Origin of the sequence: Achromobacter aegrifaciens (genome assembly GCF_902859965.1) — a bacterium.
GTDB classification, from domain to species: Bacteria; Pseudomonadota; Gammaproteobacteria; order Burkholderiales; family Burkholderiaceae_B; genus Achromobacter; species Achromobacter aegrifaciens.
This window is the reverse complement of record NZ_CADIKO010000002.1, coordinates 1,370,398-1,385,739: the sequence shown is the minus strand read 5'-3', so window position 1 is coordinate 1,385,739 and position 15,342 is coordinate 1,370,398. Positions and strand designations below refer to the sequence as shown.

Annotated in this window: 13 protein-coding genes; 4 read left to right on the top strand and 9 right to left on the bottom strand. The window is 67.5% G+C overall.

Going from position 1 to position 15,342, the window contains the following annotated elements; all coding sequences use genetic code 11:
- Window positions 1–94: 94 nt before the first annotated feature.
- Window positions 95–2,470 (top strand): DNA internalization-related competence protein ComEC/Rec2, encoded by a 2,376-nt coding sequence (locus HV793_RS17595; RefSeq protein WP_244958666.1) that lies wholly within the window; start codon window positions 95–97, stop codon window positions 2,468–2,470.
- A 19-nt stretch (window positions 2,471–2,489) separates the two neighbouring features.
- On the opposite strand, the gene HV793_RS17590 is transcribed toward HV793_RS17595, so the two are convergent.
- From HV793_RS17590 to HV793_RS17570, 5 genes are all read right to left on the bottom strand, one after another.
- The gene (locus HV793_RS17590) at window positions 2,490–3,473 is read right to left on the bottom strand and encodes a Bug family tripartite tricarboxylate transporter substrate binding protein (protein ID WP_119451250.1); all 984 of its coding nucleotides are present in this window, start codon (window positions 3,471–3,473) and stop codon (window positions 2,490–2,492) included.
- Between the two features lie 44 nt (window positions 3,474–3,517).
- Window positions 3,518–4,606 (bottom strand): isocitrate/isopropylmalate dehydrogenase family protein, encoded by a 1,089-nt coding sequence (locus HV793_RS17585; RefSeq protein WP_175213674.1) that lies wholly within the window; start codon window positions 4,604–4,606, stop codon window positions 3,518–3,520.
- A gap of 70 nt (window positions 4,607–4,676) precedes the next feature.
- Window positions 4,677–6,125 carry an NAD-dependent succinate-semialdehyde dehydrogenase gene (locus HV793_RS17580; RefSeq protein ID WP_054456212.1) on the bottom strand — a complete coding sequence of 483 codons (1,449 nt, stop codon included), beginning with the start codon at window positions 6,123–6,125 and terminating at the stop codon, window positions 4,677–4,679.
- A 34-nt stretch (window positions 6,126–6,159) separates the two neighbouring features.
- A complete protein-coding gene (locus HV793_RS17575; RefSeq protein ID WP_119451252.1) occupies window positions 6,160–7,383 on the bottom strand; it encodes an iron-containing alcohol dehydrogenase in 1,224 nt (407 codons plus the stop codon).
- Between the two features lie 31 nt (window positions 7,384–7,414).
- Window positions 7,415–8,428, bottom strand: coding sequence for an Ldh family oxidoreductase (locus tag HV793_RS17570; RefSeq protein ID WP_244958665.1), 1,014 nt, complete (start codon window positions 8,426–8,428; stop codon window positions 7,415–7,417).
- A gap of 110 nt (window positions 8,429–8,538) precedes the next feature.
- Between HV793_RS17570 and HV793_RS17565 the strand changes: the two genes are divergently transcribed.
- Window positions 8,539–9,261 carry a GntR family transcriptional regulator gene (locus HV793_RS17565; RefSeq protein WP_119451254.1) on the top strand — a complete coding sequence of 241 codons (723 nt, stop codon included), beginning with the start codon at window positions 8,539–8,541 and terminating at the stop codon, window positions 9,259–9,261.
- Here HV793_RS17565 and HV793_RS17560 read toward each other — a convergent pair.
- Window positions 9,258–10,169, bottom strand: coding sequence for a TonB family protein (locus tag HV793_RS17560; protein ID WP_175213673.1), 912 nt, complete (start codon window positions 10,167–10,169; stop codon window positions 9,258–9,260). The genes HV793_RS17565 and HV793_RS17560 overlap by 4 nt on opposite strands.
- 63 nt (window positions 10,170–10,232) lie before the next feature.
- Window positions 10,233–11,063, bottom strand: coding sequence for a LysR family transcriptional regulator (locus tag HV793_RS17555; RefSeq protein WP_244958664.1), 831 nt, complete (start codon window positions 11,061–11,063; stop codon window positions 10,233–10,235).
- 27 nt (window positions 11,064–11,090) lie between these two features.
- Between HV793_RS17555 and HV793_RS17550 the strand changes: the two genes are divergently transcribed.
- The gene (locus tag HV793_RS17550; RefSeq protein WP_166738284.1) at window positions 11,091–11,432 is read left to right on the top strand and encodes a hypothetical protein; all 342 of its coding nucleotides are present in this window, start codon (window positions 11,091–11,093) and stop codon (window positions 11,430–11,432) included.
- 119 nt (window positions 11,433–11,551) lie between these two features.
- A complete protein-coding gene (locus HV793_RS17545) occupies window positions 11,552–12,670 on the top strand; it encodes a porin (RefSeq protein ID WP_175181393.1) in 1,119 nt (372 codons plus the stop codon).
- 32 nt (window positions 12,671–12,702) lie between these two features.
- Here the strand turns inward: HV793_RS17545 and HV793_RS17540 are convergent, their stop codons facing one another.
- Window positions 12,703–14,052, bottom strand: a complete 1,350-nt coding sequence (locus HV793_RS17540; protein WP_175213671.1) for a four-carbon acid sugar kinase family protein — start codon at window positions 14,050–14,052, stop codon at window positions 12,703–12,705.
- Window positions 14,049–15,326, bottom strand: coding sequence for a ribulose-bisphosphate carboxylase large subunit family protein (locus tag HV793_RS17535; RefSeq protein ID WP_054456223.1), 1,278 nt, complete (start codon window positions 15,324–15,326; stop codon window positions 14,049–14,051). The genes HV793_RS17540 and HV793_RS17535 overlap by 4 nt, the downstream gene beginning before the upstream one ends.
- Window positions 15,327–15,342: the final 16 nt, after the last annotated feature.

Here is a 15,342-nt window from a genome sequence, read left to right as displayed (position 1 = left end):
CAATGCATGCGCCTACGCTCCCCGGTTTTGGGAGATCGCTATCACTGGCCGAATTTTCTGCGTCGCGTTCGTGGCTGGCGCGGGACTGGTCCAGGTGTCCCCGCGGCTGCCCGGCGCAGGCGCCGCATGGTGGCTGGCAGGGGCTTGCCTGCTTGGGCTGGTTGCCTGCCTGCGCTCGCGGCCTGGTCCGGCGCGCCAGCTTGCCGCCTTGATGCTGGGCGTGTGTGCGGGTTCGCTGAACGCCAGTCTGCAAGCCCAAGCCAGGTTGGACGATGCGCTGTCGGATGAGCATCAGGACGCCGTGTCGCGCCTGGCGCTGCGCGTGGCCAGCCTGCCGGATGGCGACGAGCGCGGCCAACGCTTTCTGGCCGAACTGGATGAGCCTGCGCCACCCGGCATTCCCTCGCGCATTCAGGTCTCGTGGCAGGCGCCGCCCGGCCCGCAGGCGCTGATTCCCGAAATCAAGCCCGGCCAGGTCTGGCGCATGGCGCTGGTGTTGCGGCGTCCGCACGGCTTGTTGAATCCAGCGGGGCCGGATGTGGAAGGGCGCCTGTTCGCGCAAGGGATACGGGCGGTGGCTACGGTGCGCGGACAGCCCAGGCTGCTGGCGGACAGGCCCTGGGCGACGCCGGGCATCGCGATAGAGCGGGCGCGCCACAGCGTGCGGGAGGGTTTGCGCGCGGCCTTGGGGGAACATCGCTATGCGCCAGTGATGGTCGCCCTGGCCATCGGCGATCAGGCCGGCGTCGCGCGCGAGGACTGGCTGCTGTTCAACCGCAGCGGCATCACGCATCTGGTGTCGATCAGCGGCATGCATGTGACCTCGATAGCGGGCATCGCCGGGCTGTTGGTGGCAGCGTTCTGGCGGCGAGGGCGCTGGCGCGGCGCGGGGCTGGCCGAGCACGTGCCCGCGCGCGTGGCGGGCGGGGCGGCGGCCGCGCTGGTCGCACTGCTGTATTGCCTGCTGGCGGGCTGGGGCGTGCCGGCGCGCCGCACGTTCTTCATGCTGTCGGTGGTGCTGGCGGCCGCGGTGTCGCGTCTGCCGCTGTCGGGCGGCCGGGTGCTGGCATGCGCGGCTGCGGGGGTCGTGGCGTTGGATCCATGGGCGCCGGTGTCGCCGGGATTCTGGCTGTCGTTCGGCGCGGTGGCGGTGCTGTTGCGCATCGCAGATGCGCCGGTCGACCGCGAAGCCGGCTGGCGCCCGCGCTGCTCGGCCAGGCTGGCGCAAGCGGTGCGCCTGCAGCTGATGGTGACCGTGGGCCTGACGCCCTTGCTGGCCTACCTGGTGCATCAGGTGTCGTTGGGATCGCCGTTTGCCAATGCGGTGGCAATTCCCGTCGTGACCTTCGTCGTGACGCCGCTGGCTTTGGCGTGTGCCGCCTTGTCGGTCTTGCCGGGCGCGCAGGGGCTGGCCGAGTTGGCCGGGCTATGGGGCCTGCAGGCGTTCGACCTGATCATGGCGCCGGTGTCCTGGGTGGGCAACGCGTCCTGGGCCAGCGTGCCGGTTGCGGCGGCGTCGTGGCCCTGGCTGCTGATGGCCTTGGCGGGCATGGTCTGGGCGCTGCAGGTGCGCGGATGGCCGGGCAGGCATCTGGGATGGCTCTGCATGCTGCCGTTGCTGTTTTGGCGGCCCGACCGGCCCGAGCAAGGATATTGGCGCATGAGCGCGATGGATGTGGGGCAGGGTAGCGCCATCCTGGTAGAGACGGCCAGCCAGGCCTTGCTGTTTGACGCGGGGCCGCGCCATTACGGCGGCAGCGACGCGGGCGAACGCGTCGTCGCGCCGTTCCTGCTGGCGCGGGGTATCCGGCGGTTGGACGTGTTGGTCCTGTCGCATGCCGACCTGGACCACGTGGGCGGATTGCGCGCGGTGCTGGCGGCGGTTCCGGCAGGGCGCAGCTACGCATCGTTCGATCTCGCTGCGTTCCTGCGCCGCGATATCCGGATGTGGCCGCAGGCCGGCAGCGCCGCGCCGCCGTTGCCCGCCGATGTGGGGCGTTGCCGGCGCGGCATGAGCTGGGAGGTGGACGGCGTGACATTCACCTTCCTGAACCCCGCGGATGCCGGCGGCAGGAACGGGCAGGGCCGCAATGCCGATAGCTGCGTGCTGCTGGTGCAGGGGACATCGCATGCGCTGCTGCTGACGGGCGATGTGGGCGTGGCTCAGGAAAATGCGCTGGCCCGGGTATTGCCCCGAGTCGACGTGGTGATGGCGCCGCATCACGGTTCGGCATCGTCCTCGGGCAGGGACTTGGTGGACGCGTCCGCAGCCGGCCATGCGATCGCACAGGTGGGCCATTTGAACCGTTTTCGCCATCCGGCCCGCGCGGTGGAACTGCGGTGGACGCGCGCGGGCGCGGCGTTTTGGCGCAGCGACCGCGATGGCGCGGTGATGGCGACTTCAGGCGCTGGGGGTCTGCATGTGTGGGCTGAGCGTGAACGCGGGCGGCGGTATTGGCATGGGCGCTGACTGAGGCCGCCCGCGGCGTTCAATTGGCGCCGAGCAGGTTCGCGCTCTTGACCAGCGACGATACGCGTTGCGAGTCGCGCTTGAGCAGATCGGAGAATGCGATGGGGCCGCGTTCCTGTGCGGCAGGCGCTTGCGCCGCCAATTGTTCCAGACGAGTCTTGAACTCTGGGGTGTCTATTGCCTGCGACAGGGCGGCGGCCAGTTTTTCGACCACAGGCTGCGGCGTGCCAGCCGGCGCCACCAGGCCATTCCAGATGGCCAGATCGAACTCAGGCAGTCCGCCCTCGGCAAAGGTGGGGATGTCCGGACTTTGCGCCAGGCGCGCGGTTCCGGTCACGGCAATGGCTTTGACGCGCTTGTCCTGATGCAGGGGCAGCATGGTCACGGTCTGGTCGATGACCCCGTCGATCATGCCGCTCATCAGGTCGGTCAGCGCGGGACCTGTGCCGCGATAGGGAATGAGTTCGCCGCGTGCGTCGGCGAAGTGCAGAAACATGGCCTCGGCCAGGTGCGCCGTGCTGCCCGGCCCGCTTGAGCCCAGGTTGAGCTTGACGGCGTTCACGTCACGGATGCGCTTGAGCATGGCGGGCAGATCCTGGATGCCGCTCTTGTTGCTGACCGACAGCACCATGGGCACGGTCGCGACGATGCCGATGGGCGCCAATTCTTTTTGCGGATCGTAGTTGGCCTTGGGATGCAGATGCGGCAGGATCGCCAGCGACATGTTGTTGAAGGCCAGGGTGTAGCCGTCCGGTGCGCTCTTCTGCAGCTTCTGCATGCCGATGAGACCGCCGGCCCCGCCTGAGTTTTCGACGACCACCGTCTGGCCCAATTGCTTGGACAGCGACGTGGCCACCAGGCGGCCCAGCGTGTCGCTGGTGCCGCCGGGCGCGAAGGGCACGATGACCGTGATGGCGCGGCTGGGATAGTCCTGGGCGGCGGCCGGAGCGGCAAAGGCTGCCGCGGTCAGGGCGGCGCACAGGAAGGGGGTGATGCGTAGCATGGGGTGTCTCCTCGTATTTTCTTTTCTTGGTGGGGGCCTTGCCGTCAGCGCGACAACGCGCGGCAGACGGCCTGGGTCATGTCGGTGCAGCTTGCCGTGCCGCCCAGGTCGCGTGGCACGTGGTCGCCTTTGGCGAGCACCTGTTCGACCGCGCGCTCGATGCGTTGCGCGGAATCGGAGAGCGCGGCATCGGCATGCTTGTCGCCCAGCCAGCGCAGCATGAGCGCGCCCGACAGAATGGTGGCCAGCGGACTGGCGGCGTTCTGGCCGGCTATGTCGGGCGCGGATCCGTGCGCGCCCTGGAAGAGCCCGTGGGTGTCGCCCAGTTCTGCAGACGCCGACAGGCCCATGCCGCCTATCGTGGCGGCGCCCAGGTCGGAAATGATGTCGCCAAACATGTTTTCCGCCACGATCACGTCATAGAAATTCGGCCGCTTGAGCATGTGCACTGTGATGGCGTCGGCATAGGCGTAATCGATTTCGACGTCGGGATAGCTGGCGGCCACGTCATCGCAGACCGCGCGGAAGAAGGCGTAGGTGCGCAGGATGTTGGCCTTGTCGCACACCGTGACGCGGCGCTTGCCGTCACGCGGCGCGCCGTTGCGCTGGCGCGCCAGCTCAAAGGAAAAGCGGGCGACGCGTTCGATGCCCTTGCGGGTGACGACGATGGTGTCGGTCGCCACTTCATCGCGCAGCACGATTCCGCCGCCGCGGCTGGCGTACAGGCCTTCGGTGTTTTCGCGCACGATGACGTAGTCGATCTGTCCCGGCTTGAAATTCTTGAGCGGCGAATCGACGCCCTGGTACAAGCGGATCGGGCGCACGTTGGCGTACAGGTCCAGCCGGAAACGCAGGCGCAGATGCAGGTCGTTTCCGACTTCGGTGCCGTCGGGGTAGGTCACGCCCGGCATGCCGGCCGCGCCGTGCAGGATGGCGTCAGCCGCCTTGCAGGCTGCGTAGGTGTCGTCGGGCAAAACCTGGCCCGACCTGACGTAGTGGTCGGCGCCGCCGTCGTAGCTGCTGAATGAGAGCAGGTCGGCGCCGCAGGCTTCCTTCAGTACGGTGATCGCCGATTGGCAGACCTCCGGACCGATGCCATCGCCGTCGATGGTCGCAATTTCATACTTAGCCATGTGTGGCTGTCTCCTCGTGAGGGTTTTGCAATCAGAGGGACGGCCGCGCCCGGGACGCGGCCGTCAGGGCTTACCAATTGGTGGATATGTACTTGGCTTCCATGAACTCAAGCAGCCCATGGTGCGCGCCTTCGCGGCCCAGGCCGCTTTGCTTGACGCCGCCGAAAGGCGCCGCGGGATCGGATACCAGGCCGCGGTTCAGGGCGATCATGCCGCTTTCGATGCGTTCGGATACGCGCAGTCCGCGCGCCAGGTCGCGGGTATAGACGTATGCGACCAGCCCATACTCCGTGGCGTTGGCCAAGGCCACGGCTTCGTCCTCGGTATCGAACGCCACGATGGGCGCCACGGGACCGAAGATTTCCTCGGCAAGCAGGTCGGCGTCGGCGGGCACATCCACCAGCACGGTGGGCTCGTAGAAGTGCCCGGCGCGGTCCAGCCGCTTGCCGCCGGCCTTGATCCGCGCACCCTTGGCGACGGCGTCGGCCACCAGCGATGCCACCTTGTCCACCGCGCCCGCATTGACCAAGGGGCCGCATTGGGTGCCGGGATCGACGCCGTCGCCGGTCTTCAGCGCGGCCATGCGCGCGGCGAAGCGGGCGCTGAATTCCTCGACTGCGCCGCGCTGCACGTAGAAGCGATTGGCCGCCGTGCAGGCTTCGCCGCCGTTGCGCATCTTGGCGATCATGGCGCCTTCGACGGCGGCATCGATGTCCGCGTCGTCGAAGACCAGGAACGGCGCATTGCCGCCCAGCTCCATCGAGCAGCTGATGACGGAATCCGCCGCCTTGCGCAGCAGCACGCGGCCCACTTCCGTTGAACCGGTGAAGGAGAGCTTGCGCACGCGCGGATCATCCAGCACCGCGTTGGCGAACTTGCCAGCCGAGGAGGTCGTCAGTACGTTGACCACGCCCGCAGGCACGCCGGCTTCTTCCAGCAGGCGCATGACGGCGTAAGCGGTCAAGGGGGTCTCGGTCGCGGGTTTGAGGATGCAGGTGCAGCCGGCGGCCAGCGCGGGCGCGATCTTGCGGGTTGCCATGGCCGCGGGGAAGTTCCACGGGGTGACCAGCAGGGCGATGCCTATGGGCTGGTACTGCACGATGATGCGGCTGGCGCCGCCGGGCGATACGCTGATGTCGCCATTGATGCGCACCGCCTCCTCGGAAAACCATCGGAAGAACTCGGCGGCGTAGGCGACCTCGCCGCGCGCGTCCGTCAACGCCTTGCCGTTCTCCTGGGAAATCAGATGTGCCAGATGGTCGGCGTCGCGGACCATCAGTTCATAGCACTTGCGCAGGATTTCGCCGCGCTGGCGCGCGGGTGTAGCTGCCCAGCCTGCGGCAGCGCGCGCCGCTGCGTCCACGGCCGCCGCGGCGTCTTCGAGCGTGGCGTCGGCCACGCTGGCGATTACCTGTTCGGTCGACGGGTCGTACACGTCGATGCGACGGCCCGAGGTGGAGGCGCGCCAGGCGCCGTCGATGTAAAGGTCTGTAGACAGCTTGTTGGCCTCGATGGTCATGCGTCAGCTCCGGATGTGGGTGGAAGGCGGGTTATCAAGATGCGCGAAACGAGCCGCGTCCCGCGTAGGCGGCGGCCACGATGGCGGCGATGCCGTCCTGGTCCAGCGGTCGCGGATTGTTCGTGACCAGGCGCGCGGCCAGCATGGACTGCGCGGCGATCCATTCGAGCTGGTCGGCGCGCACGCCCAGTCCAGCCAGCGTTGCAGGGATGCCGATGCGCGAGAACAGGTCGTAGACATGGCGCGGCGCGCGGGCGGCGAGGCGCGCGGGATCGGTTTCCGTGTCCCCCATCGCCATAGAGATGGCCGCATAGTCCGCGCTGCAGGCCGTTGCGTTGAAATCCATGACATAGGGCATCAGGGTCGCCACGCCTGCGCCGTGCGCCGTGTGCGTCAGCGCGCCGATCGGGTACTGGATGGCGTGGGCCGCCGCGGTGCCCGCCACGCCGAAGGCCAGGCCAGCGGCAAGCGCCGCGGCCATGACCTGACCCCTGGCATGAAGGTCGGAGCCGTCGTCGACGGCGCGGGGCAGATAGGACGCGAGCGCGCGGATGGCAATCAGCGCCTGCTGGTCGCTGAAGGCGTTCTTGCCAACGAATACGCGGGTCTGCGCGATGTCGGCATCCGGACTGCGACGGACCGCGGTCAGGGCCTCGATGGCATGGGTCAAGGCGTCGGCGCCGGCGATGGCGGTCAGTCCCTTGGGGCAGGTCAGCGTCAGTTCAGGATCGCAGATGGCGGTGTGGGGAATCAGGTGCGGACTGGAGACGCCTACTTTCAGATCGCGGGCGCTATCGGCCAGCACGGCGACTGGCGTGACCTCGGAGCCCGTGCCCGATGTGGTGGGCAGCGCGATCACGGGTAGCACCGGGCCGGGCACCTTGTATTCACCGTAGTAATCGGAGGCCTTCCCGCCATGCGTCAGCAGCAGGCTGACGAGCTTGGCCATGTCCAGGCAACTGCCGCCACCCAGTCCGACGATTACCTCTGGCTGGAACGCGCCGTGCGCTGCCACGCATTCGTAGACGCCCTCGACGGGCAGGTCCGGCTGGGTGCGGTCGTACACCTGGACGCGCACGCCGGCGCTTTCCAGCGTGGCCAGCAGTTCGGACATTTCCGCCGTGGCGGCGAAGCGCTCGTCGGTGCAGATCAGCGCGCGCTGGCCCAGGGCGGCTGCGACGCGGCCCAGCGCAAGGCGCTGGCCGTTGCCGAACAGCACGGCGCGCGGTGCGCGCATGATTCCAAACAATTCATTCATTGTGGATCCTTGAAAGGGTGTCTGGGGAAATTCAGGCGGCGCATTGCGCCAGGTCGAGGATGCGGCGCCAGACCTCGTCGGCCAGTTCGATGCCTGCATCCAGCCGCAGGCGGCGTTCGGTGCGCGCCCGATCGCCTGGCACCGCGACGGGCCGCCCGGGCAGCAGGGCAGGGCAGGCGCGGATGTCATCCAGGTAGCTCGTGACGCGGCTGGCAATCCCGCCCGACCCGGCCTCGATCGCGATGAAGACGTCGCCCTTGTTGCATATCTCGCGGGAATCCAGCGTGCCCCTGACGGCATTGCCCAGCGCGGATGCCGTCAGGCTGGCGACCAGCACTTCGAACGCCAGGCCCAGCGCGTATCCCTTGGCTTCACCGAAGGGGGCCAGTGCGCCCGCTTTGGCAGCTTCGGCATCCGTGGTGGGGTTGCCGGCGCCGTCGAGCGCCCAGCCCGGCTCGAGTGGCCGGCCATGGTTGGCGTAGTCGTGGATCTTGCCCATGGCGACCTGGCTGGTGGCCATGTCCAGCACGAACGGTTCGTCCGTGGTGGGTACGCCGATAGCGATCGGGTTGGTGCCGATCAGAGCTTGACGGCCGCCCCAGGGATGGACCAGGGCTTCGCTGGTCGACAGGGCCAAAAGGATCTGGCCTTCGCGCGCCACGCTTTCCGCGTAGAGCGCCAGCATGCCGATATGGTTGTTGTTGCTGACCGCGGCGATGGCGATTCCGGTCTCGCGGGCGCGTTCGCGGATCTGCTCCAGGGCCGCCAGCGCGATCACCGGCCCCAGGCCGCGTTCGCCATCCATGTCCAGGAAAGCTGGGGAGCGCCAGACGGCCGTGCCGCGGGTTTTCGGGTCGGCCACGCCGTTGTGGATGCGTTCGATGATGCGCGGCAGGCGTAGCAGGCCGTGGGACGCGCGCCCGCGCAATTCGGCTTCAAGCAGCAGGTCGGTCTGCGTCGCAGCGTGGTCGGTCGGGGCTCCGGCCAGTTCCAGCGCGCGGATGCAAACCTGCCTTGCCTCCCCCATTTTTATCGTTGTCGTCATAGTGTCGTTAAGTTGTTAAATCCGATCGGATCTGAAATACGATCTGATTTATGCTAACCTCGTAACAAATTGGACGTCAACACATAGTTGGCAAATCGGGTGAAACAACCATGACGACACTCTCTCGCGGTTCCGCAGCCGTACCCTCGACCATGCCCGCGGCCGGCCAGCGCCTGGGCGAGCGCGTGCGGTCGTTGGGCGACGAGGTCTATGAAACGCTGCTGTCGCAGCTCATTTCCCTGAAGATCGCGCCCGGCATGCGCATCGCGGTCGATGCGCTGGTGCGTGAGCTAGGCGTATCGCAAACGCCGATACGCGCCGCGCTGATCCGGCTTGAAACCGAAGGGCTGGTCGTCAAGACGCATCACGTGGGATACAGCGCGGCGCCCATGCCTACGCGCAGGCGTTTCGAGCAGATGTACGAACTGCGCTTGCAGCTGGAGCCATTCGGTGCCGGGCTGGCGGCGCAACGCATGACGGACGCGTCACTGCAGGAACTGGCGGCGCTGTCTGCGGCAATGAGCGCCCCGAGCGCCGATGATGCGCGCGTGGCCTATGGCAAATTCGCCGTGCTGGACGCGCAGTTCCACTCCTGGATCGCGGAGCAGAGCGGCAATGAACTGCTTGCCGAAGCGCTGGCCCGGCTGTACGCGCATACCCATCTGTTCCGGCTGCGCTTCCACTCGAGGGTCACGGAAGAAGCCGTGACCGAGCATGCACGCATCGTGCGGGCGCTGAGCGAGCGTGATGCCGATGGCGCTCAGGATGCCATGCGCGACCACATTCTCAGGTCGCGCGAGCGCATGGCGCCGTACTTCGAAATGTTGGATTAGCGCGCGGCCGGTGCAGCCGTATGCCCGCCCAGGCTGATGCCGTCCCGTATCTTGCGGAACGCGGGCAGGGCTGCCGGCATGTCCTCGGCAGTCGCGGTGCAGCGCATCGCGACGCGCAGCGTCGCGGTATCCAGCAAGGCGTTGTATTCCAGCAGGCGCGTGCCATCCGGTCCTGCGCCCGCGGGCGCGACATAGTCGATGCCCTTGGCGCCCTGCAACTCGAAGCCGCTGCGCTGCTCGGGCGATTCGCCCTGCGCGGCCAGGATCGCTTCGGCCGCAGCCATGCGCTCGGCGGCAGAGAGCGGCGCTTCGGCGCCGGGATGCGTCTTCAGCGATTTGCGCGGCGTGCTGAAGCCGACGCCGCACAGGTAGCCGGCCGCGCCCGCGGCTTGCGGCGCGCCGTTGGCGCGGACGATCTCGACCAGCACGTCGAATTCGTCGGATTTGCCGCTCTTCGCGATCCGATAGGCAGCGGGCACGGTGACGCCGAATCCGCGCGTCCGGTCGGCGTAGCGGCGCTCGGCGTCGCTGACGGGCTCCTCGATCATCTGGAACCGCACCGGCAGCATCAGGATTTCCCTGTCGGCCTGCATGTCGCTGGTGAAGGCGGGCAGCGGGCTGGCGCGCCGGACCATGCGGACCGCGGCCTTGTCGATGGCGACATACCCCGAGGAACTGGCGAGGTCCACCGCGTCGATCTTGCCGTCCCGCAGAACAGTGAGGCGCAGGCGCAGGCTTAGGGGACCGTCAAGTTCGTACGCTTCCCTGGGCATTTCCAGATGGCTTTGCAGTTTGCGCATTGCGCCAGTGGTCCATTCGGCCTGATTCGCAGGGGCGGCGGCGGAAACAGCCGCGGACGCGCAGAGGGCGATCGCTGCCATGGTGCAAGCGCGTATCGGCCAGTTCATGTGGGCAAGTCTCCTGATCGTAGGAACCCGCAAAGGCGGGCGCGTCGGCAGCATAACCCGCTGCTAGCGTGAGCAAGCAGCACCCAGGTCCAGGCTGCTGGCCAACAGATTGATGAACTCGCGCACCTTGGGCGATGAGCGCCGCGGCTGCGGGTACACGGCATACAGGTTTCGCTCCGCGGGCTGCCATTCCGGCAGCAGGGACATGAGACGGCCGTCGGCCAGGTCCTGCGCGACCAGATAAGCGGGCAGCAGTCCGATACCGGCGCCGTTCAGCGTTGCGTCGCGCAGGGTCAGGCTGTTGTTGCTGCGCAGGGGGCCGCTGACATGCACGGTTTGCTTCAGGTCGTCTCGCGTAAAGCGCCATTCGTTGTGGTTGGCGCCGCGCTTATAGATCAGGCACTGATGGCTGGCGAGATCCCGGACGTCCTTTGGGGTGCCCTGGCGTTTTAGATAGGTCGGCGCGGCGACCAGCGCCCTGGGCAGGGTGGCGATGGTCTGGGCGCCCGCCGCGAAATGCTTGGGGGTTGCGCCGATATACAGCGCGACGTCGATGTCTTCGTCCGCCGGGTCGAGATACTTGTCGTTGAGTGTCATTTCAACGGTGACCTCGGGAAAGATCGCGGTGAATTCCGTGATCAGGCGGCCCAGATCCGCTGCGCCGAAGGCGATCGGCGCGCGCACCTTCAGGATGCCCCGTGGCGTGGTCTGTACCTGCCCCGCGGTGCGTTCGGCTTCTTCCACATCTTCGAGGATGCGGGTGCATTTTTCGTAGTAGGTCTTGCCTGCATCGGTGAGCACGATGCGGCGAGTGGTGCGCGCAAGCAGCGGCGTGCCTATGTGGTCTTCCAGCGCAGAAACGTTCTTGCTCACCGAGGCGGTGGACATGTTCAAGCGTGTTGCAGCGATCGTAAAGCTTCCATGTTCGACGACCTTGCAGAAGACATTCATTGCGACCAGGCGATTCATATTCTTTCCCGCAACGAAACCGTTTATTTCCGGCGCGACCCTTTAATTGCGGGGTTTGGCGATGTCAATATCGCGGCTGATTATAGCGACGGAGACAGGCGTGGAACAGAAAAGAACAGACGCTTTGGTGCAGTCGCGAGGGGCGGGAAGGATGAGCAGGAATGCCTTCCTCCAATACGCGGGAATCAGTCCGATATCGACGCGGGAGTAGTAGGCATAAGCGGGGAATCCTGGCATTGGCGACGCAGGATCAGGATCTGCATGGCACCGAAGAAAACTATCTGGCAAAGCTGACCAACCTGTAGTCCGAGGCCGTTCGAACACCGGTTCGCGTGGCGCCGAGAGTTGCAGTGTCCTGGGGCTGGCCTATTGCCGACCACGGCAAACATAACGATTTTCAAAGGGGGTGGTTCATGAAGTATGGAAAGCAATACAGGAAGTGTGGCAAGCAATTCAGGGTCCCGGCGATGTGCGCGGCATTGGCTGTCTATGCCGCGCACTCGCCTGCGGTGTTCGCGCAGTCCAGTCTCAAGTTTTACGGAATAGCGGACACGTATATCGAGTACAAGAGCAACAACATCGATAACAAGAAGCGCGGCGCGTCGGCGGGGCGATCCTCTTCGTCCGGCGGATCCTCGATGCGGATGGGCTCCGGCGGGTTGTCGGGTTCCCGTTGGGGTATGCAGGGAGTGGAGGACCTGGGTGGCGGGATGCAGGCTGTTTTCACGCTTGAAGGCGGCTTGAATACGCATACGGGAACCATGGCCGAGGAGGGACGTCCGTTCAACCGCCAGGCCTTCCTGGGTCTGAACAGCCCCTACGGCATGGTGACTTTGGGAAGGCAATACACCAGCATGTTCAGCCTGTTGTTCCCGATGGTGCCTCAGGCCTACGCGCCGGCCTACGAGCCTTCGGGGGCTCTCTTGGGTGGTGTGCGTCACGACAACTTGGTCAAGTATCGCGTCGGGACGGGGGCGCTGTCGGCGCAGGCGCATTACCAGCTCGATGATGCGGCGGGCACGCGTTATCAGCGGTCGGCCTGGGGCGGGGGAGCGAGCTACCTGTCCGGCCTGTTTGGCCTGGCGGCAGTCTACGACGAGGCCGGCGGCGCAAAGCCGACAACCGCGTCGAACCGGCTGCGCAAGCTGGCCTTGAGCGCTTCCTACGCGCCGGATCCTTGGCACCTGACGGCGGGCTACCGCTGGGCGCAGGACAAGACGGCCCGAGGCAGCTTGAACCAGCGCGACGACATGTGGTGGATCGGAGTCGGGTACCGCCTTTCGCGGGTCCTGCAGGTCACTGCCGCGTTTTACTACGACGACGTGAAGGCCGATGCAGGGGGCGGAAATCCGCCGAATCCTAAACAGCATGTCTTGCAGCTGCTTTACAGCGGGCTGTCCAAGCGCACAGACCTGTATGCGGTCGGCGCCTATGCGCGTAACTCCGCGCTGAACTTTGCGCCGCTTGCCACGCTGCCCCCGGGCAAGGACAGCCAGGCCGCCCTGGCGCTAGGCATCCGGCACAAGTTCTGAGGGCATGGCGCGCCGTGGCGCGTCATGCCGGCTCAGGCCGCTCCCGACGCCAACTCATCGAACAGCAGATCGCCGCCCATCTGTCCGCCCTTGAGCATCAGTTCAATGCCGTCGGTCACAGGGTCATCGCTGCGCGTCAGGCTGACCGTCACGCCGGGCGCCAGCACGCAGCGGAACGCCAGGCCCCAGACGCCCAGGGCCAACGTCGCCTGGCTGGAGGTGTCGCCGCCGGCGATGCCGATGCGCGACAGGGGCGCGCCGGTTTGCGCGCTGGCGCGCACGATATCCGCCACCAGTTGACCGGTGGCGCGGGCGGTCGCGGCGGTCTGATGGGGTGCAAGGGGCTGGGCGGGCCGGTCGGTGTGCGCCAGCACGTTACGCCCCTGGGCCAGCGTGGCGGCGGCCAACTGGGCTTGTTGGGCGGCGTAGGCTGGGTCTTGCAAGAGCCGTTGCGCCTGCAGCGGCTGGAGCTGGTATTGCCGGCACGCGGCGATCTGCCTGGCCGTGACCGGAGACAGGCTGCCGGCGACCGCCAGCACGGGGCCCGAGGCCGGTTGCAGCGGCGCGGCAGCGGCGCTGCCGCCGCCGGCTGGCGTGGCACGGGCCAGCGCCTGCTGCACGCTGCTGGGGCCGACCGCCAGTAACGGCAGGCAGGACGCCGCGCGCCAGATGAGCCGACCGATGATGGCCAGCTGTTCTTCGTCGACCAGGTCCAGCAGCAGCGGTCCGTCGGTGCTTTCGATGACCTGGTCGATCCAGTCGTCCAGCAGCGGCGCATCCGCCGCCCGCCGCAGCCGCGGGTAGGCCGTGTGCGGCAAGGAGCGGATGTCCGCCAAGCCTTGCGCCGCCAGGTGCAGGCGCAGGTCGGCTTCGTGCATGGGAGTGACGGGATGCGCGCTCATGACCGGATGGCGGTCGATGCGGTGGATCTCGGGCGCGGAGCCCGCGCGCGCGAACAGCTGGGCGAAGCTGCAATAGCGGCCGATGCTGGGCTGCCCGCCCACGATAGGCACCAGCGGGTTGGGCATGTGGCGGTGCAGTTCGCGCACGGCGGCGCCGATGCTGCCCACGTGCGGCGCGCTGTCGAAGGTGGAGCAGCATTTGTAATGCAGCACGCGCACGCCCGCACCCGCCATGTAGCGGCCCACGGCCTGCAGTTCGGCCTGCATTTCGGCTGGCGCCATGCCGCGCGCCGCGCCGGCGATGCCAATGGCGTCCAGCGGTCCGGCGCGGCGCAGCTGGTCCGGCGTCGGCACGCCCAGGAACAGCAGGCTGCGCAGGCCGGCGCGCGCGGTTTCGGCCAGCGTATCCGTGGCGCCGGTGAAGTCGTCGCCGTACCAGCCCAGCCGCGGCCGCGTTGCGTCTTGCGCCGCTGAACTCATGCGCGGCTGCCGAAGAACTCGATGGCGCGCCGCAGTTCCGGGGCGTTGCGCGCGTAGTCTTCCAGGCGCTCGCCGTCGCGCATGGCCTGCCAGGCCTGGCGGATGCTGAGCACGCCTGCGGCGGGTCCGTCCGGGTGGGCGAGGATGCCGCCGCCGGACATGAACAGCAGATCGTCGCTGCGCACGGCGGCCCAGGTGGCGGGCACGGTGCCAGCCCATTGGCCGGACGAAAACGCCGGCATGACGGGGTCATCGATCCCGGGAGTCAGCGAGGCCAGGCAGTCGCGCGCGGACTCGACGACTTCGGCGTCTTCCTGGGCGAACTTGCCTTGCAGGCCGTGCACGTGCATATGGTCCACGCCGGCCAGCCGCCATAGCGTCTGGTAAGCCTGGAAGCCCACGCCCAGCATGGGGTGGCGCGACAGCGCGCCGTAACCGTTGCGGTGGCCGTGCAGCGCCAGCGGGGTGCTGCGGCGCAAGGTCTGGATGGCCGAGTAGCCGCAATGGTTCAGGCTGGCCATGACGCAGGAGCCGCCTTCGCGTTCGATCAGGTCGGCGTGGCGGCGCATGGCGTCGGTCTCGTCGCTGATGTTGAACGCCACCATGACCTGCCGTCCGGTGCGCTCGCGGTGCGCGCGCACCACCGCCATGACGGCGGCGACGCGTTGCGCCAGCGGCGCGTGAGCGGGGTTGGCGCAGACCTCGTCGTCCTTGATGAAGTCCACGCCTGCATTGCACAGCTGCGCCGCCAGATGCGCGGTCTGCTCGGGCGACAGGCCGACGTTGGGCTTGATGATGGTGCCTACCAGCGGACCATGCGCCACGCCGGTCAGTTGCCGCGTGCCGGCAATGCCCGCGCGCGGCATGTCGAACTGGGCGCGGTAGTTGGCCGGCAGTTCCATGCTTTCCAGGCGCAGCCCCGTGACTTCGCCCAGGTCGTACAGGTTGCCGCCTACCGTGGCCGCCAGCGTCGGCAGGTTGGCGCCGACGTTGGCGACGGGAAAGGCGATGCGCACGCGGGCGCGCTGGTAGCGGCCAGGCATGCCGCCCGGCTGCCGCGCCAGCCAGGCGTTGGGCAGGCTGGGCGCGGATGCGGACTCCAGGGGTTCGATGGACTCGATCCGCGCCCGGGCGCGGGCGCGCAGTTCGTCGGTTTCGCCCTGCACCCGCGTGAAGGTGCCGCAGGATTGCTCGCCAGCCATGATCTCCGCGACCTTGCCGGGGTCCAGCGGGGTTTCGATCAGGTAGGTGGCGGTAAACGATTGGGAATTCATGGCGGAGGTGGCAGGT

Coding starts and splice junctions, on each gene's coding strand:
- HV793_RS17550 (WP_166738284.1), top strand. CDS start 11,091: ATGTTCGACGACCTTGCAGAAGACATTCATTGCGACCAGGCGATTCAT.
- HV793_RS17560 (WP_175213673.1), bottom strand. CDS start 10,169: ATGAACTGGCCGATACGCGCTTGCACCATGGCAGCGATCGCCCTCTGC.
- HV793_RS17565 (WP_119451254.1), top strand. CDS start 8,539: ATGACGACACTCTCTCGCGGTTCCGCAGCCGTACCCTCGACCATGCCC.
- HV793_RS17580 (WP_054456212.1), bottom strand. CDS start 6,125: ATGACCATCGAGGCCAACAAGCTGTCTACAGACCTTTACATCGACGGC.
- HV793_RS17535 (WP_054456223.1), bottom strand. CDS start 15,326: ATGAATTCCCAATCGTTTACCGCCACCTACCTGATCGAAACCCCGCTG.
- HV793_RS17545 (WP_175181393.1), top strand. CDS start 11,552: ATGAAGTATGGAAAGCAATACAGGAAGTGTGGCAAGCAATTCAGGGTC.
- HV793_RS17585 (WP_175213674.1), bottom strand. CDS start 4,606: ATGGCTAAGTATGAAATTGCGACCATCGACGGCGATGGCATCGGTCCG.
- HV793_RS17575 (WP_119451252.1), bottom strand. CDS start 7,383: ATGAATGAATTGTTTGGAATCATGCGCGCACCGCGCGCCGTGCTGTTC.
- HV793_RS17540 (WP_175213671.1), bottom strand. CDS start 14,052: ATGAGTTCAGCGGCGCAAGACGCAACGCGGCCGCGGCTGGGCTGGTAC.
- HV793_RS17590 (WP_119451250.1), bottom strand. CDS start 3,473: ATGCTACGCATCACCCCCTTCCTGTGCGCCGCCCTGACCGCGGCAGCC.
- HV793_RS17570 (WP_244958665.1), bottom strand. CDS start 8,428: ATGACGACAACGATAAAAATGGGGGAGGCAAGGCAGGTTTGCATCCGC.